17 protein-coding genes are annotated in these 19,831 nt (G+C 70.3%); 11 read left to right on the top strand and 6 right to left on the bottom strand.

Annotated features, from left to right (window positions below):
* Positions 1-162: 162 nt before the first annotated feature.
* Positions 163-1,229, bottom strand: a protein-coding gene (locus AZOLI_RS31820) for an IS630-like element ISAli3 family transposase (protein WP_076611116.1) whose coding sequence is annotated in 2 segments (ribosomal slippage) — positions 163-743 and positions 743-1,229 — 1,068 coding nt in all. Because the reading frame shifts where the segments join, the coding sequence is not laid out codon by codon here.
* Positions 1,230-1,359: 130 nt separating this feature from the next.
* Here AZOLI_RS31820 and AZOLI_RS26105 point away from each other — a divergent pair.
* From AZOLI_RS26105 to AZOLI_RS26090, 4 genes are all read left to right on the top strand, one after another.
* Complete coding sequence (locus AZOLI_RS26105) at positions 1,360-2,082, top strand: LuxR C-terminal-related transcriptional regulator (RefSeq protein WP_014189653.1); 723 nt, start codon at positions 1,360-1,362, stop codon at positions 2,080-2,082.
* Positions 2,083-2,278: 196 nt separating this feature from the next.
* Positions 2,279-3,985, top strand: a complete 1,707-nt coding sequence (locus tag AZOLI_RS26100) for a hypothetical protein (RefSeq protein WP_014189652.1) — start codon at positions 2,279-2,281, stop codon at positions 3,983-3,985.
* A complete protein-coding gene (locus AZOLI_RS26095; RefSeq protein WP_014189651.1) occupies positions 3,985-7,464 on the top strand; it encodes a PAS domain S-box protein in 3,480 nt (1,159 codons plus the stop codon). Before AZOLI_RS26100 ends, AZOLI_RS26095 begins: the two co-directional genes overlap by 1 nt.
* Positions 7,465-7,662: 198 nt before the next feature.
* The gene (locus AZOLI_RS26090; protein WP_244442653.1) at positions 7,663-9,732 is read left to right on the top strand and encodes a methyl-accepting chemotaxis protein; all 2,070 of its coding nucleotides are present in this window, start codon (positions 7,663-7,665) and stop codon (positions 9,730-9,732) included.
* Positions 9,733-9,845: 113 nt separating this feature from the next.
* Here AZOLI_RS26090 and AZOLI_RS26085 read toward each other — a convergent pair whose 3' ends face one another.
* Positions 9,846-10,586: a ChrR family anti-sigma-E factor gene (locus AZOLI_RS26085; protein WP_014189648.1), complete on the bottom strand. Its 741-nt coding sequence runs from the start codon at positions 10,584-10,586 to the stop codon at positions 9,846-9,848.
* Complete coding sequence (locus AZOLI_RS26080) at positions 10,583-11,242, bottom strand: sigma-70 family RNA polymerase sigma factor (RefSeq protein WP_014189647.1); 660 nt, start codon at positions 11,240-11,242, stop codon at positions 10,583-10,585. The genes AZOLI_RS26085 and AZOLI_RS26080 overlap by 4 nt, the downstream gene beginning before the upstream one ends.
* Before the next feature lie 216 nt (positions 11,243-11,458).
* On the opposite strand from AZOLI_RS26080, the gene AZOLI_RS26075 reads away from it, so the two are divergent.
* From AZOLI_RS26075 to AZOLI_RS26060, 4 genes are read left to right on the top strand one after another with little or no spacing between them, the layout of a single operon-like run.
* Positions 11,459-12,841, top strand: a complete 1,383-nt coding sequence (locus tag AZOLI_RS26075) for an NAD(P)/FAD-dependent oxidoreductase (RefSeq protein ID WP_014189646.1) — start codon at positions 11,459-11,461, stop codon at positions 12,839-12,841.
* A complete protein-coding gene (locus AZOLI_RS26070; RefSeq protein WP_014189645.1) occupies positions 12,841-13,824 on the top strand; it encodes a DUF1365 domain-containing protein in 984 nt (327 codons plus the stop codon). The genes AZOLI_RS26075 and AZOLI_RS26070 overlap by 1 nt, the downstream gene beginning before the upstream one ends.
* 24 nt (positions 13,825-13,848) lie before the next feature.
* A complete protein-coding gene (locus tag AZOLI_RS26065) occupies positions 13,849-15,096 on the top strand; it encodes an SAM-dependent methyltransferase (protein WP_014189644.1) in 1,248 nt (415 codons plus the stop codon).
* 17 nt (positions 15,097-15,113) lie between these two features.
* Positions 15,114-15,641, top strand: coding sequence for a DUF3833 domain-containing protein (locus tag AZOLI_RS26060; RefSeq protein WP_014189643.1), 528 nt, complete (start codon positions 15,114-15,116; stop codon positions 15,639-15,641).
* On the opposite strand, the gene AZOLI_RS26055 is transcribed toward AZOLI_RS26060, so the two are convergent.
* The 3 genes from AZOLI_RS26055 to AZOLI_RS26045 form a co-directional block, all read right to left on the bottom strand.
* Positions 15,604-16,047 carry a nuclear transport factor 2 family protein gene (locus AZOLI_RS26055; RefSeq protein ID WP_244442652.1) on the bottom strand — a complete coding sequence of 148 codons (444 nt, stop codon included), beginning with the start codon at positions 16,045-16,047 and terminating at the stop codon, positions 15,604-15,606. The two genes, AZOLI_RS26060 and AZOLI_RS26055, sit on opposite strands and share 38 nt — an antisense overlap.
* 29 nt (positions 16,048-16,076) lie before the next feature.
* Positions 16,077-16,865, bottom strand: a complete 789-nt coding sequence (locus tag AZOLI_RS26050) for an SDR family NAD(P)-dependent oxidoreductase (protein ID WP_014189641.1) — start codon at positions 16,863-16,865, stop codon at positions 16,077-16,079.
* A gap of 68 nt (positions 16,866-16,933) precedes the next feature.
* Positions 16,934-17,188: a hypothetical protein gene (locus AZOLI_RS26045; RefSeq protein ID WP_014189640.1), complete on the bottom strand. Its 255-nt coding sequence runs from the start codon at positions 17,186-17,188 to the stop codon at positions 16,934-16,936.
* 453 nt (positions 17,189-17,641) lie between these two features.
* Between AZOLI_RS26045 and exbB the strand changes: the two genes are divergently transcribed.
* The 3 genes from exbB to AZOLI_RS26030 are packed head-to-tail and all read left to right on the top strand — an operon-like array spanning position 17,642 to position 19,829.
* Entirely contained in the window at positions 17,642-18,508 is an 867-nt protein-coding gene (gene exbB / locus AZOLI_RS26040; RefSeq protein ID WP_014189638.1) for a tonB-system energizer ExbB, read from the top strand.
* Between the two features lie 5 nt (positions 18,509-18,513).
* Positions 18,514-18,945 carry a TonB system transport protein ExbD gene (gene exbD / locus AZOLI_RS26035; protein WP_014189637.1) on the top strand — a complete coding sequence of 144 codons (432 nt, stop codon included), beginning with the start codon at positions 18,514-18,516 and terminating at the stop codon, positions 18,943-18,945.
* Positions 18,942-19,829 (top strand): energy transducer TonB family protein, encoded by an 888-nt coding sequence (locus AZOLI_RS26030; RefSeq protein WP_014189636.1) that lies wholly within the window; start codon positions 18,942-18,944, stop codon positions 19,827-19,829. Before exbD ends, AZOLI_RS26030 begins: the two co-directional genes overlap by 4 nt.
* The last annotated feature ends 2 nt before the right edge of the window (positions 19,830-19,831 follow it).

Below are 19,831 nucleotides of genomic sequence, written 5' to 3'. Positions count from 1 at the left end.
GCAGGATCGGGAAATGGGATAGTGGGGATATTATCCCGCGGGCGGCAAGGAGTGGCCCGGTGGAGCGTCGTTCCAGTGTGACCGACGTGAAATGTACGGAAGCCACGAAAACTTAAGATTTCGGACTACATAAGGGGGAATGCTGATATAATACCAGCGGCTTTAGACATTGACCGCTGCCCACGAGCGTGAGGCGATTGAGCGAATGATTTCGGGTGCCTGGGCGAGAGCGTTCCACGCCTCGCAGCAGGCCTCGACGATGGCGGCATAGGAATCGAAGACGCGATGGCTGAGGTGGTTCTGTCGCAGGAACTGCCAGATGTTTTCGACCGGATTGAGTTCCGGGCAATAGGGCGGGAGATGCAGAAGGCTGATGTTTTCGGGCACGACCAGCTTGTCGCCCGGCTGGTGCCAGCCTGCGCCGTCGAGGATGAGCACCGCATGGTGGCCGTCGCTCACTTGGCCGCTGATCTCGGCCATGTGCAGGGTCATTGCCGCGGCGTTGGCCTTGGGCAGGACCAAGGCCGCGGCGGCGCCACGGCTCGGGCAGACGGCGCCGAACAGGTAGGCCCAGCTATGGCGCTGGTCGCGGGGCGCGCGTGGCCGGCTGCCCTTGGCGGCCCACACCCGGGTCAGGGTCCCTTGCTGGCCGACCCGGGCTTCGTCCTGCCACCAGAGCTCCAGCGGCTTGCCGCGGGCGGTGTCGGGGAGGGCGCCGGCAACCAGAGCGGCAAAGTTTTTTTGTGAGCCTCGAGCGCCTCGCCATCCTGCTGAGGATGCTGGGGGCGCACCGACAGGCGACGGAACCCCAGACGGCGCAACAGCCCGCCAACGCTGCGCTCGGCCAGCACCACGCCGAACCGGCGCTCGATCTTGCGGGCCAGATCGCACCGCCGCCACCGAACCACGCCATCCTCGGCGAGGTCCGGACCGGAGCGGACCCAGGACGCCACCTCCGCTTCCTGCTCCGCCGACAGCTTCGGCTTGGCTCCCGGTGCCTTACGATCCCGCAGCCCCGCCACGCCTTGGGCGTTGTAGCGGTGAACCCAATCCCGCAACGTTTGCCGATCCATCCCGCAAGACCGCGCGGCGTCCTCGCGAGATCGCCCCTCCAAAACCAGAGCTAGGGCGAGAAGGCGCCGCGCTACATCCGGATCGCCAAAACGCACCGCCCGCTGGCGCAACTCCGCTGAACTCAGCTCCAGCCGCGTGATCGCAATCGCCGCCATACCCGCCTCCTTCCGAGAGCTGGCAGCGAATCACAGGGCGGACCAAAAGGGAATCCACCGTGACGAGTCACACTTCAAAGCCGCTGGTATAACTCATCGGGCGGGTGCCGAGGGTGGCGGAGGCTGTTTGATGAAGATCCTGGTGGCAGACGACCATCCCCTGTTCCGGGATGCGCTTGAGCTGTCGGTCCGGCAGGCTTGGCCGGATGCCGAGGTTGGCTGCATCGGTTCGTTGTTGGAACTGCCGGCGGTGCGGCAGATTTCCGACGGTGCTCCTGCCCAGGCTCTTCGTTACGACCTGATCGTTCTGGACTGGCGCATGCCGGGTGCCGAGGGAAGCGACCCGGTCAGCGTGCTCCGCCGGGCCGGGATCCAGGGACCGGTCGCGGTGGTGACCGGGGCGGAGGATCCTGTCACGGCACTGGAGGTGCTGCGCTGCGGTGCCGAAGCCTATCTGCCGAAGACCACGCCGCGCCGTGTCCTGGCGCAGGCCCTCCGGCTGGTGGCGGAGGGCGGCAGCTTCGTGCCGAAATGCGTGGCGCTCGACCTGATGCAGATGACCGACCTGTCGCTCGACATCGACGAGGCGGAGGATGCCGAGGATCCCGTGGCGGAGGGAGAAGGAGCGCTGTCGTCCCCCCTGACCGACCGGGAACAGCAGGTGCTGTCCATGCTTGCCACCGGGGCGACCAACAAGGAGATCGGCCGTCATCTGAGCCTGCAGGAGGTGACGGTCAAGCTGCACACCCGCCGCATCCTGCGCAAGCTGGGTGCCCGCAACCGCACCGACGCCGTCCGCCGGGCCCAACAGGCGGGACTGCTGTCGCGCAGCATGGACGAGGCCTCGTCCTGACAGGCCGCGCCGCCTGAGGGGTGTCGCCTAAGGGGTGTCGCATGGCGAGTGACGCATAGGGCTGGTCCCAGCAGCGCGATCCCAAACCTTCTGGTATAGTCCTTCCTCCATCCGGTCGCGTTTCCTGCCCCGCCCGCGGTCAGGTCCGCCGCAAGGCGGGAGAGCAATCGCAAATGGCCGTACTCCCGAGTCGCCGATGAGCCCATCCGACCATTCCCTGCCACGGCCGGCCGTTCCACCGGCCCATGCTCCTGCCGGGCGGGAGGCGTCCGGCAATGCGGTGGTCGCGCCGGCGCTGGCCGCGCTGGCCGGCGCGGCGGTGCTGCTCCTGCCCGTGCTCGACCCGCTGGGCGCCGCTGCCCCCTGGGCGCTTCCCCTGCTTGCCGCCGGCACCGGTGCGGCGGCCGGGCTGGCGCTTTTCCGTGCCTGGGCGGCGCGTCGCCGGTCTGCAGGGGCGGAGCCGCAGCACCCGGCATCCGCCGAGTCGCCCGCCGCTTCCCCGCCGGCCGGGCGCGGGGGTGGAGAGGCGGGAAGCGCCGCCGCCCGGATCGCCGAATTGGAGGAGGCGCTGCAAGAGACGCAACGCCGGCTGTCGGCCCAGCTGCGCGCCCAGCAGATGGCGGCGATGGATGCCCGTGCCGAACTGGCCCGCACCATCGTCCACGACTTCAACAACGCGCTGGGTGCCGTTGCCGGCTATGCCGATTTCCTTGCCGCCGACCTGCCGGCCGGCTCGCCCCAGGCCGACTATGCCGAGAGAATTCTCATCGCCGTTCATCGCGCCCGGCCGGAATTCCGCCGTCTGGCGTTGGCGGCAAGGCTGGAACCGGCCGTCGTCGTCCAGGAGCGGGCGGCCAGAGTGCTGGACGAGGCGGCGGAGCTTCTGCGCACGGCGACGGCGACGCCGGCCGGCCTGGCTGTCCGGCATGCCCCCGCCACACCCGATCCCCTCTGCGATGCCGGGCTGCTGGCGCGGACGCTGGCCGGGCTGGCGGCGGAAATCGTTCTCGCGGCCGGCGGCGGCACCGAATTGCGGTTCTGCCTGCGTGCCGCCCCCTCCGGCCTTGCTTGGGGGGGCTTCGACGGGGAGGGTGCCGGCGGAGACCCGGATCCGGGTGAGGGTGAGGGTGAGGGTGAGGGTGAGGACGCGGCGGGCGCCGGCTGGCAGGTGCGCCGGCTGCTTCAGCCGCGTGATGGCCTGCATACGCTGTTCGAACTGCGCGTCGACGGCGCGCCGCTGGCCGATGACCTGCTGTTCGCCCTGGTCGACCCGCTGCTGTCCGTCCGCACGCGCTACCGGCGCGGCCAGCCGGTGCGGGAGGATGGCGACTGGCCGACGGCCCTGTCGACGGCGCGGCGCCACGATGGCGGCCTCAGCCTGCTGACCCATCCCGTCGAAGGCACGGCCATCCGCCTCTACATCCCCGCCGTCCCTGCCTCCCGGCCGGTGCCCGCGCCGGCAGACCCTCCGCCGTCATCGCAGCGGCGCAACGATCCGGCGCTCCGGGTTCTGGTGGTGGAGGCAGATCCGGCGTCGGGCGACCGGTTCCAGACCGGTCTGGAGCAGCAGGGCTTCGAGGTGTCGGTTTGCGACGATCTGCGCGATGCGCTGGACGTGGTCGCCGAGGAGCCCGGCTTTTTCGATGCGGTGGTGATCGGGCCGGGCTTGAGCGCGCTGCCCGCCGGTAGTGCGCTGGCCGGCCGTCTCAAGGAATTGCGCGGCGATCTGCCCTGCGTGCTCTACGGCGGGGAACCCCCGTGCGGACCTGCCGGGCCAGCCGACCTCGTGCTGCCGACGCCGGTGGACCTGCCGCGGCTGGCGCACGGGGTGGCGGCACTGGCCGCGGGCAGGGCGGGCGGAGGCAGGGCGGGCGAAGGCCGGGCGGGCGGAGAGCGCGGCTGATGGCGGGGCGGCTTCAGCAGCATGGCTTCATCGCCGCTATCTGGGCGGCGACCCTGGTGATCGCCGCCGGCCTGTGGGCAGCGGCCCTGATGCTCGTCCATTACGACGATGCCGAGGCCATGGAGCGGGCCGAGCGCGACGGCGGCAATCTTGCCCGCGTCGTGGCCGAGCAGGCGAGCAGGACCATCGCCGAGGCCGACCAGATCCTGCTGTTCCTGATCGACGACTTCCGCGAGCATGGCGATGTCTGGAGCCAGGGCGTTTCCCAGATGCTGCGGCAGGCGGTGGAGCGTTCGGCGATCCTGGTCCAGCTCGCGATCATCGACGAACATGGCGACCTCACCTACACCAGCGTGGAGGACGCCCCCGCCCGCGTCCATCTGGCCGACCGCGAGCATTTCCGCGTTCACGCCAACAATCCCAACGCCGGCCTGTTCATCGGAAAGCCGGTTTTCGGCCGGGCGTCCGGCAAATGGTCGATCCAGCTGACACGCCGCATCGACCGCTCGGACGGCGGCTTCGCCGGCGTGCTGGTCGCGTCGATGGATCCCTTCTATTTCAGCCGCTCGCTGGAGGAGTTGGACGTCGGCCCGAACGGTGCCGTGGCGATCATCGGCACGGACGGCATATTGCGCGCCCGCTCCCTGATGAACGACCGCATCATCGGCCGCGATGTGAGCGATTCGGCGACGCTCGCCATGGCGCGCAGCCAGCCCACCGGCTTCCTGCGCACCGTCAGCACGATCGACGGCATTCTGCGCCTGCAATCCTACCGCACCCTATCCACCTATCCGCTGATCGTCACGACCGCCTTCGACGAAGCGTCCTTCATGGCCGATACCCGGCGGCGGCAACGGATCTATCTGCTGGGAGCCGCGGTCTGCAGCGTCGGCCTGATCGGGCTGGCGCTGCTGGCGACGCGGCAGACGGCGCGGCTCACCGCACTCGCCCGCCGCCTCGCCCAAAGCGAGGAGCGGTTCCGCGACCAGGCGGAGACGGCTTCCGACTGGTTCTGGGAGATGGATGCGGATCTGCGCTTCTCCGGCCTGGCCGGTCCGCTGGTCCCCCATATCGCCAACGGCTCTCTGCCCCTCGGCCTGCGGCGGGAGGATGTCGCCCTGCGCGAGACGGGGGATGCCGCCAAATGGGAGGAGCATCGCCGCGTCATGGAGCGGCGGGAGCCGTTCCGGAACTTCCGCTACCGGGTGATGACGGCGGCCGGGCCGCGTTACTTCAGTGTCAGCGGCCGGCCGATCTTCGACAGGCGCGGTGAATTCCAGGGTTATCGCGGCTCCGCCACCGACATCACAGAACGGGAGACGGCCGCCAACCGGCTTGCCTCCAGCGAGGCGCGCTATCGCGCCATGTTCGAGGCGGTCGGCCAGCCCATCGTCACCATCGACGAGCACGGCACCGTCGATGCCTTCAACCGGGCGGCGGAGCGGCTGTTCGGCTACCGGGCGGCGGAGGTATTGGGGGGGCCGATGACCCGGCTGATGCCGGCCGCGGTCGGCGCGGTCCATGACGGGCTGCTGGCCACATATCGCGACGGCGGCGGCGACACCCCGCGGTCGGAGGTGCGGGAGCTGACCGGGCGGCGCAAGGACGGCAGCGAGTTCCCGCTGGAGGCGTCGCTGGCCGGCTGGCGGGAAGGGGACCGCCGCTATGTCACCGGCGCGCTCCGCGACGTCACCGCCCAGCGCGAGATCGAGGCCAGCCTGCGCCGCGCCAAGGAGGCAGCCGACCAGGCCAACCGCGCCAAGGGCGAGTTCCTGGCCACCATGAGCCACGAGATCCGCACGCCGATGAACGGTGTCCTGGGCGCGCTCGCCCTGGTGGACGGCCCCAACCTGGACGAGGAGCAGCGCCAGCTCCTGGACGTCGCCAACCGGTCGGGCAAGGCGCTGCTGCAGATCATCGACGACATCCTCGACCTGTCCAAGCTGGAGGCGGGCAAGGCGGAGGTCGAACCGGTGGATTTCGAACTGCGCGCGGTGATGCGCGACTGCATCGACCTCTTGGAACCGACGGCCGGCGGACGCGGCCTGATCCTGACGCGGGAGGTGGCTCCGGCGGTGCCGGACCGCGTGCGCGCCGACCTGCGGCGCATCCGGCAGGTGCTGGTCAATCTGGTCGGCAACGCGCTGAAATTCACCCAGCGCCGCGGTGTCGCCGTGCGGGTCGGGCTGGAGGGGGAGGCCGTGCCCGGCCACAGTTTCTTCCTGCGGTTCGATGTGGCCGATACCGGCATCGGCATTCCGGAGGATGTACAGCCGACCCTGTTCCGCCGCTTCACCCAGGGCGACAGCTCCACCACCCGGCGCTTCGGCGGAACCGGGCTGGGGCTGGCGATCAGCCGCGAGCTGGTGACGCTGATGGGCGGGCGGATCGGTGTCGTCAGCGCCGAGGGCAAGGGCAGCACCTTCTGGTTCACCGTGTGCTGCGAACCGGCCGCCGACCCGTGCGACGACGTTCCGACCGCGCCTTGCGCTCCGGAAGCGGCGCCGCAGGGGGCGCCGCAAGGGGCGCCAAAGGGCGGGCCGGGGACGGAGGAGACCGGCGGCCTGCGCGTGCTGGTGGCCGAGGACAACGAGATCAACCGCGACATCGTCGTCACCATGCTGCGCCGGGGCGGCCACCGGGTGACGGCGGTGGAGGACGGTCTGCAGGCCGTGCGGCTGGTGGAGGAGGACCGGTTCGATCTGGTGCTGATGGACGTGCAGATGCCGGTGATGGACGGAGTCACCGCCACCCGCCATATCCGTGCCATGCCCGGTCCGGCATCCCGCCTGCCCATCGTGGCGCTGACCGGCAACGTCATGCCGGGCCACCGTGCCGAGTATCTCGCCGCCGGCATGACCGCCTACCTGACCAAGCCCATCGTTTCGGCCGACCTGTTCGAGATACTGAGCAGCGTGTCGGCGTCCCGGACGGAGCCATCCGGCACCGGCGCCGCCGGTCCGCAGCAGCCGTCTTCGAACGCGCAAGCGTGGGAGTCCGGCCCCGCGCCGACGCGCCCGTCGCCGGTTCCGGCACCGGCTCCGGCGGGTGCCGAACTGTGGCGGACCGCACCGCTTCTCGACGCCGGGCAGGCGGAGTCCCTGCGCGCGGTGATCGGCGACGAGACCTGGACGAGAACGGTGAGCGCATTCCGGCAGACGGTGGATGACAGCATCGCCGCGATCCGGGAAGCCAACCGGCTGGCCGGGCAGGGCGCGGCGGGAGATGCACCCGGCAATTCCCCTGCCCAGCTTCCACGCATCGCCCACATGCTGAAGGGGACGGCAGCCAACATCGGCGCCGTCCGCCTGAGCCGGCTTGCCTCGCTGTTGGAGCAGCGGCTGCAGTCGTCCGCCTCCTGCCCGCCCGACGACCCGCTGTTCGAGGCGCTGGGGGAGGTCGCCGCCGCCACCAATGAGGCGCTGACGTCGCGCCCGCAGCCTGCGGAAAGCCCCGAAAGCCGGATCGAGATGGTTTGAGGCAACGAAAGGCAATCGGCCAGGATTTTTGTTGCCCGATCGCGGATATCAAACAACCCGAGAGTAATGTCGGTCGATCGGCGCAAGGTTCACGCAATTTCAATTGTTTGCCGTGACGAATGTGGCGAAACGGTTTAGAGTGCTCATACGTTGAATGACGTAAATCGTTTGTACTCTTAACGTATGAAGTGCCAGATCATGGTCGCTGCCGGAAATATTCTCCACGTCATTTCAATCCGGGCGAAGGTTGTGGCGGTCGCGGTGTTCGTGTTCGCCGCGGTCGGCTTGTCCTCGGTCCTCACCATGCGCGACATGGGATTGCAGACCGAGCATCTGTCCGACGTCCAGCGTGAAACCGGCGACGTGGTCGGCCGGGTCATACCGCTCGTATCGCTGGTGGCCGAGATCCGGTACGACGTGGTGCAGACCCAGCAATGGCTGACCGACCTGTCGGCCACGCGCGGGCTGGACGGCCTGGACGACGGCGAGGCGAAGGCGGCCGACTTTGCCCGCCGCTTCGGGGAGCACACCGCCAGGGCCGCCGATCTGGCGCGCGAGCTGGAGCTTCCGCAGGTGGTCGCGGAGATCGAGAAGACCCGCACCGCCTTCGGACCCTTCTATGAGATGGGCCAGCGCATGGCAAAGGCCTATGTCGCCGGCGGGCCGGCGGCCGGCAATCCGATGATGGGACAGTTCGACAGCGTCGCCGAGACGATGGGCGCCAGGCTGGAGGCGCTGGGCGCCAGCGTGGTCGCCGTCAGTTCCGACCGGTTGACGGAGCTGACCGCCGACATCGAGCAGGTGCGGGCGACCGCGGACGGGCTGCGCCTGACGCTGATCGGCGCCGGCCTGACCATCCTGGTGATGGCGTCCGCCTGCGTGGTGTTCCTGGAGGCGGCGATGATCCGGCCGATGGAGCGGCTGCGGCGCGCCATGGTGGCGCTTGCCGGCGGCACCCTGGATGTGGAGATCGGGCTGACGGAACGCCGGGACGAGATCGGCCACATGGCCGACACCGTGCGTGTCTTCCAGCAGAGCGCGCAGGAGAACGCCCGGCTGCGTGCCGAGCAGGAGGAGACCCGCCGCCGCGGCGAGGAGGATCGGCGCCATGCGCTGGAGGCGATGGCGGAGAAGGTGGAGCAGGAGACCCGCGTCGCCGTCGACCATGTGGCGGAGCGCACCTCCCGCATGAGCACCAATGCCGGCGCGATGGCCGAATCGGCGGTGCAGGTCAGCGACAATGCCCAGACCGTCGCGGCTGCGGCCCAGCAGGCGCTGAGCAATGCCGAAGCCGTCGCCGCGGCGACGGAGGAGCTGTCGGCCGCCATCGCCGACATCGGGATGCAGGTATCCACCGCAGCCGAGGTCACCGGCCGGGCGGTGGACCGTGCCGGTCTCGCCCGCTCCACCATCGAACGGTTGTCGGCCTCGGTGGAGCGCATCGGTGCCGTCGCCCGGCTGATCGGCGACATCGCCAGCCAGACCAACCTGCTGGCGCTGAACGCCACCATCGAGGCGGCACGGGCCGGCGAAGCCGGGCGCGGCTTCGCCGTCGTCGCCAACGAGGTGAAGAACCTCGCCAGCCAGACCGCGCGCTCCACCGAGGAGATCGGCTCGCTGATCGCGGAGGTGGAGGCGGTGACGGCGTCGGCCGTCGGTGCCGTCGGCGAGGTGTCGGAGACCATCGACGAGGTCGCCGGCATCTCCTCCTCCATCGCGGCGGCGGTGGAGGAGCAGGCGGCGGCGACCCACGAGATCGCCCGGTCCGTCGGCCAGACGAGCGAGGCCGCGAAGGAGGTGTCGCTGCGCATCCGCCGCGTGTCCGCCGAGGCGAGTTCCACCCAGGACCGCGCCGGCGAGGTGCGGACCGTCGCCGTCGACGTGGCCGGAGGCATCGACACGCTGCGCAACGTGCTGATCCGTGTCGTCCGCACCGCCACCACCGACGTCGACCGCCGCCAGCGCCCGCGCTTCGCCGTGTCGATCGGCTGCACGGTCGAGAGCGCCGGCACGCCACCTGTCCGCGCCATCGTCGCCAACCTGTCATCGGGCGGCGCCATGCTGACCGGCGCTCCCGACCGGCCGGCCGGTGCGCCGCTGGTGCTGCGCATCGATGGGGTTTCCCGGCCGCTCGCCGCCCGCATCAAATCCAGCGAGCAGGGCCGCCTGCATGTGAAGTTCGACCTGTCGGACGCCGATCAGGCGGCCTTCGACCGCGAGGTCGAACGGCTGACCCGCGGCCTGACGCCGCTGGAAGCGGTGGCGTGAGGGGGCGCCTCTCTACAGCGTCGTGCGTTTAATATGAAACGCACGACGCTGTAGCTTTATGTTTGGCGATCGGATTCACGCTCCAAATCGATTCCGATTTTACGCGATCCGATCTAAAGCCCGATGAAGGGCTGCATCAGCCGCCCCATCAGCCCGGTGAAGCGCAGGGGCGCATCGGTCGCGATCAGGCAGATACAGTCGCGATGGCTGTCGGCGATGGGCTGGTGGTCGGTATCCCCGTCGACCTCGGCCAGATCGCCGGGACCGTAGCGGCCGAGTTCATCGGCGAAATGGCCGCTCAGCACCACGGTCAGCTCCAGCCCGCCATGGCCATGGTGGGGCAGGGCGGTGCCGGGGGCGATGCGCAGAAGCTGGGCGGCACCGCCCGCCGCGCTGCGCGGCATCAGTTCCACCCGCCGGACGCCGGGCGCCAGACGCTGCCATGACAGCCCGTCCAGTTCGGCCGCCCGGGGCACATAGGGCCGCAGCGGTGCCGGAAGAGCCGTGCCGTCCCGCGGCCCCGGACGGGCCGGCCGGCGGCTGCCCCACTGCGCGGAAGCCCGTCCGGCCTTGCACGGGTTGACGGGGGCCTCCTCCAGATCCAGGCGGGCCAGCGTGGCCGACAGCGACAGGCTTTCGAGCGGAGAGGGCGGCAACTCCTCCAGCAGGGCTCCGCCCAGCGCCTCCACCTCCGCCAGGGCGGCGCGGCAGTCGGGGCAGTGGGCGAGATGGACGGCGACCGCCAGCGACAGCCCTTCCGCAAGGCTGCCGGCTCCGTATGCCACCAGCAGAGCGTCGCTGGGATGGTGGTTCGGCAGGACGGCTTGGGCAGAGGTGGGTTGGCGGGCGGTCATCGGTCGTCGTCTCCCAGCGCCTTGCGGATCTTGGCCATGGCCAGACGCAGGCGCGATTTCACTGTGCCCAGCGGCACATCCAGCCGTTCGGCGATTGCCGGGTGGGCGAGGTCGGCGAAGAAGGACAGCTGAACCACCTCCGCCTGTTCCGGAGTCAGCGAGGCCAGCGCGCCGCGCAGGCGGCTGGCGCGGCGGTCGCCGTCCAGCAGCTCGTCGGCGCGTGGGCGGTCGTCCTCATGCTCCAGCAACTCGTCGTCCGACACCTCCGGGTGGCGTTCGCGGCGCAGCGCGTCGATGCGCAGGTTGCGCGCGATGGTGAAGACCCAGGTCGCCGCCTCCGCCTTCGCCGGGTCGTAGAGCGAGGCCTTGCGCCACACCGACAGCATGGTGTCCTGCGCCAGATCCTCCGCCCGCTGGGCCGGCATGCCCAGCTTCAGCATGTAGGCCTTCACCCGCGGGGCGAAGTGGCCGAACAGCCGGGCGAAGGCCGCCCGGTCGCCGGAGGCCACGGCGACCAGATCCTCCGACAGCCGCGCCGCCAGCGCATCGTCCGGACATCGGGCGGGAGGCCGGGCAGGCAGGTGCCGGGCTGGCCCGGTCCTGGTCCGGTCCGGGCCGGTGGCATGCGAGAGAAGTGAGGCCAGCGGTGCGATCATGGCCAGGATACGCCAACGCTCCCGCTTCGGATCACCGCCCCGTGAGACATTTGTCGATGCGCGTTTCGTCCACTCGACCGGAGCGCCGGAAAGCGCGAGCGTGGCATGATCCAACCGCGGCCGGCAGCCGTATCTGGATCATTCGCGCCGGAGCTACCCATTTCGAATGGGGTCCGGTCCCGATCACGCCCAAGACCCCGAGAAGGGCCGTCCGCCATGCCGCTTTCCGAACCCGCCCTTCCGCCATCGGGTCCGCTCGACATCGCCGTGATCGGCGCCGGCATCGCCGGGCTGTCGGCGGCCTGGCTGCTGTCGAAGGCGCACCGCGTCACGCTTTACGAGAAGGAGGACCGGCCGGGCGGCCATGCCAACACGGTGGAGGCCGACGGTGCCGGCCCGGTCGATACCGGCTTCATCGTCTACAACGAGCCCTGCTATCCCAATCTGGTGGCGCTGTTCGACCGGCTGGGCGTGCGGACCCGTGCCACCGACATGAGCTTCGCCGCCTCGCTCGACGGCGGGCGGGTGGAATATGCCGGCAGCTCGCTGGGCACGCTGTTCGCCCAGAAGAGCAACCTGCTGCGCCCGCGTTTCTGGCGGATGCTGGCCGACCTGCTGCGCTTCTACCGCGAGGCGCCGGCGCTGCTGTCCGATCCCCTGGCGGAGACGCTGACGCTGGGCGAGGTGCTGGACCGCGGCGGCTATTCCGACGCCTTCGTCCGCGACCATCTGCTGCCGATGGCCGCCGCCATCTGGTCGAGCCCGGCCGAGGCGATGCGCGACCATCCGGCCGCCGCCTTCATCCGCTTCTGCGACAACCATGGCCTGCTGAAGATCAAGGGCCGACCGCTCTGGCGCACGGTGGAGGGCGGCAGCCGCAGCTATGTCGACCGCATCCTGCTGGACATGCCCGGCGCGCTGCGCCTGAACTGTGCGGTGGAGGGGATCGCCCGAGAGGAGGGGCGCGTCCTGGTGCGCGACCGCCGCGGCGCCGTCCGCGCCCACGACCATGTCGTGATCGCCACCCACGCCGATCAGGCGCTCGCCCTGCTGGAGGATGCGGGCGAGGAGGAACGGCATCTGCTGGGCGCCTTCGGCTACGAGCGCAACCTCGCCATCCTGCACACCGATGCCGCCCTGATGCCGAAACGCCGCGCCGTGTGGTCGAGCTGGAACTACCTCAGCCGGCAGAGCGACGGCGGCAAGGATGGCGACGCCGTCTGCGTCACCTATTGGATGAACCGGCTGCAGGGCTTCCTGCCGCGGGAGCGCGACCTGTTCGTCACGCTGAACCCGTCGCATCCGCCGCGCGAGGGCAGCATCCTGCGCAGCGTCCTCTACGACCACCCCATCTTCGGGATGGAGGCGCTTGCGGCACAGAAGCGGCTGTGGACCCTTCAGGGCCAACGGCGGACCTGGTTCGCCGGCTCCTATTTCGGCGCCGGGTTCCATGAGGACGGCGTGCAGGCGGGGCTGGCGGTGGCGGAGGCGCTGGGCGGCCTGCGCCGGCCCTGGAGCGTGCCGAACGAGTCCGGCCGCATCCATCTCGGCCCGTCGCCTGCGCCGGCCGCCCGCGCCGCCCGGCTGGAGGCCGTGTGATGGAGCACCATCGGGAAGAGCGGCGCTTCGCCTCCGGCCTTTATGTCGGCACGGTGATGCACAACCGGGTGAAGCCGGTGCGCCACAGGCTGTCCTACCGCGTGTTCAGCCTGCTGATCGATCTGGACGAGCTTCCCCGGATGGACCGCGAGCTGCGGCTGTTCGCCCACAACCGATTCGGCCTGACCGGTTTCCATGACGGCGATTTCGGGCCGTTGGAAAGCAACCCTTCGCGTGGGGAAGCGCGCGAACAGCAGCGCTTCGACTCGGATGCCCTTCTCCCCTTGCGGGAGAAGGGTTGGGATGAGGGGTACGGCCGGCCGCAGGCCGTTGGAAATCAAAGCTTCCACCCCCTCACCCCAACCCCTCTCCCACAAGGGGAGAGGGGCTTGAAGGCCTGGGCTGGGGCGCAGCTGGCGGCGGCCGGGATCGAGGCAGGCGGGCCGGTGCGGCTGCTGTGCTTTCCGCGGGTGCTGGGCTTCGTCTTCAACCCGCTCTGCCTCTGGTTCTGTCATCGGCCCGACGGGACGCTCGCCGCCATCATCCATGAGGTCAGCAACACCTTCGGCCAGCGCCACGCCTATCTCATTCCGGCGGAGCGCGGAGCGGACGGGCTGGTGCGCCAGAGCTGCGACAAGCGGTTCTACGTGTCGCCCTTCATGGACATGGAGACCGCCTATCACTTCCGCATCCGCCCGCCCTCGGGCGAGCAGGGGGAGCCGCTGGCCGTCGCGATCCGCCAGACCGACGCGGCGGGGCCGGTCCTGCATGCGTCGCTCGCCCTGCGGCGGGTGGAGTTGACCGACGGCGCCATCCTGCGCGCCTGGGCCCGGCACCCGCTGATGACCGCCAAGGTGGTCGCCGGCATCCATTGGGAGGCGCTGCATCTCTGGCGCAAGGGGCTGGCGATCCGCCCGCGCCCGCCCGCGCCTGCGCATCCGGTGACCGTCGTCGCCGGCCCCACCGCTTCGACCCGCTTCTGACCGTTCCTGAGAAGGCTTCCCCGCATGACCGACATCGCTGCGCCCGCGCTTCGCCGTCAACCCCGATGGCTGCGGCTGGTGACCGGAGACGATCTGTGGACCGGCGCGCTGCTGAGGCTGGCCGCCCGCATCCGCGTCGGCGAGCTGACCTTGCGCCTGCCGGACGGGCGGACGCTGCGGTTCGGCGACGGGGCGACCGGTCCCCGCGCCGATCTGGCCCTGCTCGACGGATCGGCGGCGCGGCGGCTGTTGCTGGGCGGCGGGATCGGCATGGCGGAGGCCTATGGCGATGGGCTGTGGACCAGCGGCGATCTGCCGGCCCTGATCGAACTGGCGATCCGCAACGAGGCGGCGCTGAAGGGCGTGCTGAAGGGCACCTTAGCGGCGTCCGCGATCAACCGGCTGTTCCACCGCAGCCGCGCCAATTCCCGCCGCGGCAGCCGCCGCAACATCGCCTTCCATTACGACCTCGGCAACGACTTCTACCGGCTGTGGCTCGACCCCGGCATGACCTATTCCTCCGCCCTTTACGAGGATGACGGGCAGAGCCTGGAGGACGCGCAGGACGCCAAGATCGGCCGCGTCGCCGAATTGCTGCAACTGCGCCCCGGCGACCGGGTGCTGGAGATCGGTTGCGGCTGGGGCGGCATGGCCGAGCATCTGGCCGGCCGCTGCGGCGCTTCGGTCGTCGGGCTCACCCTGTCGGCGGAACAGCTGTCCTTCGCCCGCCGCCGCATGGAGGAAGCCGGACTGGCCGGCAAGGTCGACCTGCGGCTGATGGATTATCGCGATGCCGGCGGCAGCTTCGACCGCATCGTCTCCATCGAGATGATCGAGGCGGTGGGGGAGGAGCATTGGCCGCGCTATTTCGCCAGCCTGCGCGACCGGCTGGTTCCCGGCGGGGCGGCGGTGGTGCAGGCGATCACCATCGACGATGCCCGTTTCCCGCACTACCGCCGCAAATGCGACTTCATCCAGCGCCACATCTTCCCCGGCGGCCTGCTGCCCTGCCCGTCGGCCCTGCGCGCCGAGGCGGAGCGGGCCGGGCTGGCGGTGGAGCATGTCGAGACCTTCGGCGCCTCCTATGCCCGCACCTGCGCCGAGTGGCGCCGCCGGTTCCACGAGGCTGCGCCGCGGGTCGCCGCCATGGGCTTCGATCCGCGGTTCCGCCGGCTGTGGGACTATTACCTCGCCTACTGCGAGGCGGGGTTCCGCGCCGGCACCATCGATGTCGGGCTCTGGCGCTTCCGCCGGCCCGGCTCCGCACCCTGAACGGGGGGATTCCTGCCATGAAGGTCGAGGATTTCGCCGGAACGGGGCCGGAGTTGCGGATCGAGCGTTATTTCGCCGGCCGCACCCGCGCCTGGGGTCTTTTCGAGGACCGGTTCGGCACCCTGCGCCGCAGCTTCACCGTCGTCATCGACGGGCATTGGGACGGGCGGGAGCTGACGCTGGACGAACGGTTCGACTATGCCGACGGCGAGACCGACCGCCGGGTCTGGCGCATCGCCAGGACCGGGGAGGGCCTTTACGAGGGGCAGGCCGACGACGTGATCGGCAAGGCGGTCGGCCGGTCGGCCGGCAACGCGCTGAACTGGACCTACGAGATGGCGCTGAAGGTCGGTGGCGGCCGCTGGCGCGTGCGCTTCGACGACTGGATGTGGCTGCAGCCGGGCGATGCGCTGATCAACCGCGCCAACGTCTATCGCTGGGGATTGTGGATCGGCACCGTCAGCCTGTTCTTCCTGCCCGAAGGGCGGATGATCCAGCCGGGCGCCGTCAACGCGGCGGTGCCGCCCCCAGCCGCCGCCGAATGAGGCGCAGCGGCGCGCCCAGCAGCGGCAGGCGCAGGTAGATATGCTCGCCGGAATCCCAATGGTCGACATGCTCGGCCACCCGGCCGTCGGGAGCCTGCCGGACCTCGCTGGTACCGATGACGTCCATCCGGCCGATGCCGGTCACCGTCGCCTCGAACCGCCAGCGCAGGATCGCCAGATCGTCGGCCGGCAGCCGGTGCGTGACGGTGAAGCGCAAATCCCGGCAGCCGTTCAGCGTGTGGAGCAGCGCCGCGCGCACCGCGTCGCGCCCATGGGCGTCGTTGAAGGGATCGCGGAAGCGCACCTCCGGCACCGTCAGCGCGGTCAGGCGGTCGAGCGTGTCGTGGCTCAGCGTCTCGAAGAAGGTCGCCCAGGCGTCGAGCCCGCGTGCTCTCGCTTCGTCCATTATGATCCCTGCCGTCATGTTCCCCGCCATCATGCCCCCGTCACCTTGCGGACCAGCGGGAAGTAGGCCCGATAGGGCAGCAGGCGCGCCAGCTTCAGCTTGCGGATGAAGCGTTTCGGGAAGGCGATTTCGAATCCGCCGCTCTCCAGCCCGTCGGCCAGTTCGCGCGCGGCATCCTCCACCGGCATCAGGTCCGGCATGGCGAAGCCGTTGCGGGCGGTCAGCGGCGTGTCGACGAAACCGGGACAGACCAGCTGGAGCCGGATGCCGGCGCGGTCGCAGTCGGGCTTCAGCGATTCGCACAGGTTGATCAGCGCCGCCTTGGTCGGGCCATAGGCAGCCGCGGTGGGCAGGCCGCGGTATCCGGCGACGGAGGCCACCACCGCCACATGCCCACGGCCGCGGGCGCGCATCCGCGGCAGCAGCGCCTCTAGCCCATGGACGACGCCCATATAGTTGACCTCCATCAGCCGGCGGGCGGTGTCGGCGGAGAAATCCTCCAGAGACATCGGCGTGTGGGTGCCGGCGTTCAGCACCGCCCGGTCGATCGGGCCCAGCCAGCGTTCGATGGCGGCGACGGTGGCGGCGGTCGCCTTGCGGTCGGTGACGTCCAGCGGGAAGATCCGCATGCGATCCACCGACAATTGGGCGGTCGCGGCCAGTTCCTCGGCGTTGCGGGCGGACAGCGCCACCCGTTCGCCGGCGTTGGCGAGATGGATCGCCAGCGCCCGGCCGATGCCGCTGCTGGCGCCGGTGATCCAGGTCAATGGCAGCCCGCCATTCGGATCGGCCTCCTGGCCGTTTCCCTCGCCATGCATGGTGCGCTCCGCAGCTTTGCGCACTCTCCTACGCAGCCGGGAGCTTGGCGGATCACCCCATTTCGGCCCTACCAGATGCGGCGGGCCAGTCCGTCGCCGCGCTGGGACAAATCGCGCAACAGCGCCCGTGCCTCGTCCTCGCCGGTCCATTGTGCAACCGATTCGATGCCCTCGGGGCTGTCGGCGGCACCATCGCGACCGCCGTCGCGGTCCTGCGGCATACCGAAGACCTGTCCGGCCCGCGCCTCCACCACGGCGAAACGGCCGTCGCAGGCGACCAGCCGGAAGCTGCCCTTTTCCTCCACAACCGAAACGCGGTCCATCGGCTTCCTCCCCGGGATGGTATCGACCGAGGGTTCAACCCGGAGCGCCGCCCGATTGTTGCGCGGTTCCGGTTTATTTCAGCCGGTCCCGCCGATTGAAAAGTTCGCGATTTTCCCGCGACAGGGCGACGGTTTGGTGGTACTGAGACTTAGTCGCAGCATCCAGTCTGCACCGTTTATGGCCTTTGAACAGTTCGCAAGGCAAACGGAACGGCGCGCAAGCTGTTTGAAATCCCCACAAAAAATGACCCGATGGCGTGCGGCGGAGGTCGATTTTCCGTGCGAGTGCGACTCATTCGCACTATAACCGCGGTGGGGGCTTTGCTCTGGAGTGTCATCGGGTTTTTGCATCGCGCGTGCCGGACACGCGTCGAGGGGAGTTGGACCGCCATGCCGACATCGTTTCGCCACCGTCCTGTTCTGGCTGCCGTCCTTGCCGGCGCCGGGACGCTGATGGCCGGCGCCGCCGCCCGTGCGCAGGAGGCTGCCGCACCCGCCACCGTCGCGCCGGCGGTGCCGGAGGCGGTGCAAGGTGCGGTACAGGGCGTGGCTCCCGCCGCCCAGAGCGCCGCGGATGCGGCCGCAGCCCTGGCCACTCTTCCGCACGACCTGTCGCCCTGGGGCATGTTCGTCACCGCCAGCCCGGTGGTGCAGGCGGTGATGGTGGGTCTGGCGCTCGCCTCCGTCGTCACCTGGACCATCGCCATCGCCAAGGCGGTCGAGCTGTCCTCGGCCAAGCGCAAGGCGCGCGGCGCCCTGGCGATGCTGGAGGAGGCGCGGTCGCTGTCCCAGGCGGCGGAGCGGGTCGGTTTCAGCCAGGGCACGGCGGCGGCGCTGGTCCGCGCGGTGATCGCCGAGACCCACCTGTCGGCCGATGCGCCGTCGCGCGACGGGCTGATGGACCGCGCCGCCTCGCGGCTGGAGCGGATCGAGGCGGCGGCCGGCCGGCGCATGGCGCGCGGCACCGGCATCCTCGCCACCATCGGGTCGACCGGCCCCTTCATCGGCCTGTTCGGCACGGTGTGGGGCATCATGACCAGCTTCATCGGCATCTCGAAGGCGCAGACCACCAACCTCGCCGTGGTGGCGCCGGGCATCGCCGAGGCACTGCTGGCGACCGCCATCGGCCTCGTCGCCGCCATTCCGGCGGTGGTGGTCTACAATGCCTGCACCCGCGCCATCGGCGGCCACAAGGCCCAGCTGACCGACGCGTCTGCGGCTGTGCTGCGCCTGCTGAGCCGCGACATCGACCGCCATGCGCTGCCGCGGGCACAAGCCCATGCCGCGCCGGCCCACGGCAATTCCCGCGCGGCGGAGTAACGGCGATGGGTGCGCGCCTCGGCTCCGGCAGCAACGACGACGAACTGACCGAAACGCATGAGATCAACGTCACGCCTTTCATCGACGTCGTTCTCGTCCTTCTGATCATCTTCATGGTGGCCGCACCACTGGCGACGGTGGACGTGCCGGTGGACCTTCCGGCGTCCACGGCAATGCCGACGCCGCGGCCGGACAAGCCGCTGTTCCTGACCATCCAGGCCGACAAGACGCTGTCGCTGGGCGACACCCAGACCACCAGGGAGTCGCTGGGCGCAGCGCTCGACGCCGCCACCCATGGCGACAAGAGCCAGCGCGTCTTCCTGCGCGCCGACAAGACGGTGGATTACGGCGCGCTGACCGAGGTCATGAACAGCCTGCGCGGCGCCGGCTATCTGAAGATCGGCCTTGTCGGCCTGGAAACGGCCCCCGCCCCATGAGCGCGGCGTCCGAATACGGTGCGGCGGACTGGTCCGCCACCCTTTCCGACGACGGCAGCGAGCGGCCGGTCCGCGGGGTCGCCCGCTGGGGCGGCAGCCTGATGCTGGCGCTGGGCGTCCATGCCGCGGCCGGCGTCGCGATGGTGGCGTGGCATGTGCCGATCACGCCGTCGGAAGCGGAACCGCCCGCCGTGCTGCTGGAACTGGCCCCGCTGCCGGTCGCCCCGCCGGAGCCGGCACCTGCCATCGACATTCCCCTGCCGGAACCGATGCCCGAACCGGTGATCGAGCCGCTTCCCGAACCGCCGCCGCCGGAACCCGAACCGGTGGTCGAGGAGCCGCCCCCGCCGCCGGAGCCGCCGCCGGTGGTCGAGCCGGAGGTGGTCCTGCCCAAGCCGCCGCCCGAACCGCCGAAGCTCAAGCCCGAGGTGAAGAAGGAACCGCCGAAGCCGCAACCGGAGAAACCCAAGCCCGAGAAGCCGAAGCCGCCCCGCCCGGTGGCCCAGCCGGTCCAGCAGGCGCCTGTCGCAGCTCCGCCGGCCCCGGCCGCGGCACCCGTTCCGGCGGCCCCGGCGCCGTCGGCCGCCCCCAGCCGCGCGGTTCCGACCTGGCAGGGCCGGGTGCTCGGCCATCTGGAACGGCACAAGCGCTATCCGCGCTCCGCCCAGGCCCGCCGGCAGGAAGGGGTTGCCCAGGTCCGCTTCACCATCGACCGCGAGGGTCGCGTCCTGTCGGTCCAGCTCGACCGCAGTTCCGGCCACAGCGCGCTGGACGAGGAAACGGTGGAGATGGTCCGCCGCGCCTCCCCGCTGCCGGCCCCGCCGGAGGAGATGGGGCAGGACCGCATCGAACTGGTCGTGCCGGTCCAGTTCTTCATCCGTTAGGT

It is taken from the genome of Azospirillum lipoferum 4B (genome assembly GCF_000283655.1).
GTDB classification, from domain to species: domain Bacteria; phylum Pseudomonadota; class Alphaproteobacteria; order Azospirillales; family Azospirillaceae; genus Azospirillum; species Azospirillum lipoferum_C.
Note: the sequence above shows the minus strand (reverse complement) of the source record. Positions and strands in the feature narration are given on the sequence as shown.

Bases quoted from the DNA above. Each gene is read 5' to 3' on its own strand.
- AZOLI_RS26105 (WP_014189653.1), top strand. From the start codon at position 1,360: ATGAAGATCCTGGTGGCAGACGACCATCCCCTGTTCCGGGATGCGCTT.
- AZOLI_RS26100 (WP_014189652.1), top strand. From the start codon at position 2,279: ATGAGCCCATCCGACCATTCCCTGCCACGGCCGGCCGTTCCACCGGCC.
- AZOLI_RS26095 (WP_014189651.1), top strand. From the start codon at position 3,985: ATGGCGGGGCGGCTTCAGCAGCATGGCTTCATCGCCGCTATCTGGGCG.
- AZOLI_RS26090 (WP_244442653.1), top strand. From the start codon at position 7,663: ATGGTCGCTGCCGGAAATATTCTCCACGTCATTTCAATCCGGGCGAAG.
- AZOLI_RS26085 (WP_014189648.1), bottom strand. From the start codon at position 10,586: ATGACCGCCCGCCAACCCACCTCTGCCCAAGCCGTCCTGCCGAACCAC.
- AZOLI_RS26080 (WP_014189647.1), bottom strand. From the start codon at position 11,242: ATGATCGCACCGCTGGCCTCACTTCTCTCGCATGCCACCGGCCCGGAC.
- AZOLI_RS26075 (WP_014189646.1), top strand. From the start codon at position 11,459: ATGCCGCTTTCCGAACCCGCCCTTCCGCCATCGGGTCCGCTCGACATC.
- AZOLI_RS26070 (WP_014189645.1), top strand. From the start codon at position 12,841: ATGGAGCACCATCGGGAAGAGCGGCGCTTCGCCTCCGGCCTTTATGTC.
- AZOLI_RS26065 (WP_014189644.1), top strand. From the start codon at position 13,849: ATGACCGACATCGCTGCGCCCGCGCTTCGCCGTCAACCCCGATGGCTG.
- AZOLI_RS26060 (WP_014189643.1), top strand. From the start codon at position 15,114: ATGAAGGTCGAGGATTTCGCCGGAACGGGGCCGGAGTTGCGGATCGAG.
- AZOLI_RS26055 (WP_244442652.1), bottom strand. From the start codon at position 16,047: ATGGACGAAGCGAGAGCACGCGGGCTCGACGCCTGGGCGACCTTCTTC.
- AZOLI_RS26050 (WP_014189641.1), bottom strand. From the start codon at position 16,865: ATGCATGGCGAGGGAAACGGCCAGGAGGCCGATCCGAATGGCGGGCTG.
- AZOLI_RS26045 (WP_014189640.1), bottom strand. From the start codon at position 17,188: ATGGACCGCGTTTCGGTTGTGGAGGAAAAGGGCAGCTTCCGGCTGGTC.
- exbB (WP_014189638.1), top strand. From the start codon at position 17,642: ATGGCCGGCGCCGCCGCCCGTGCGCAGGAGGCTGCCGCACCCGCCACC.
- exbD (WP_014189637.1), top strand. From the start codon at position 18,514: ATGGGTGCGCGCCTCGGCTCCGGCAGCAACGACGACGAACTGACCGAA.
- AZOLI_RS26030 (WP_014189636.1), top strand. From the start codon at position 18,942: ATGAGCGCGGCGTCCGAATACGGTGCGGCGGACTGGTCCGCCACCCTT.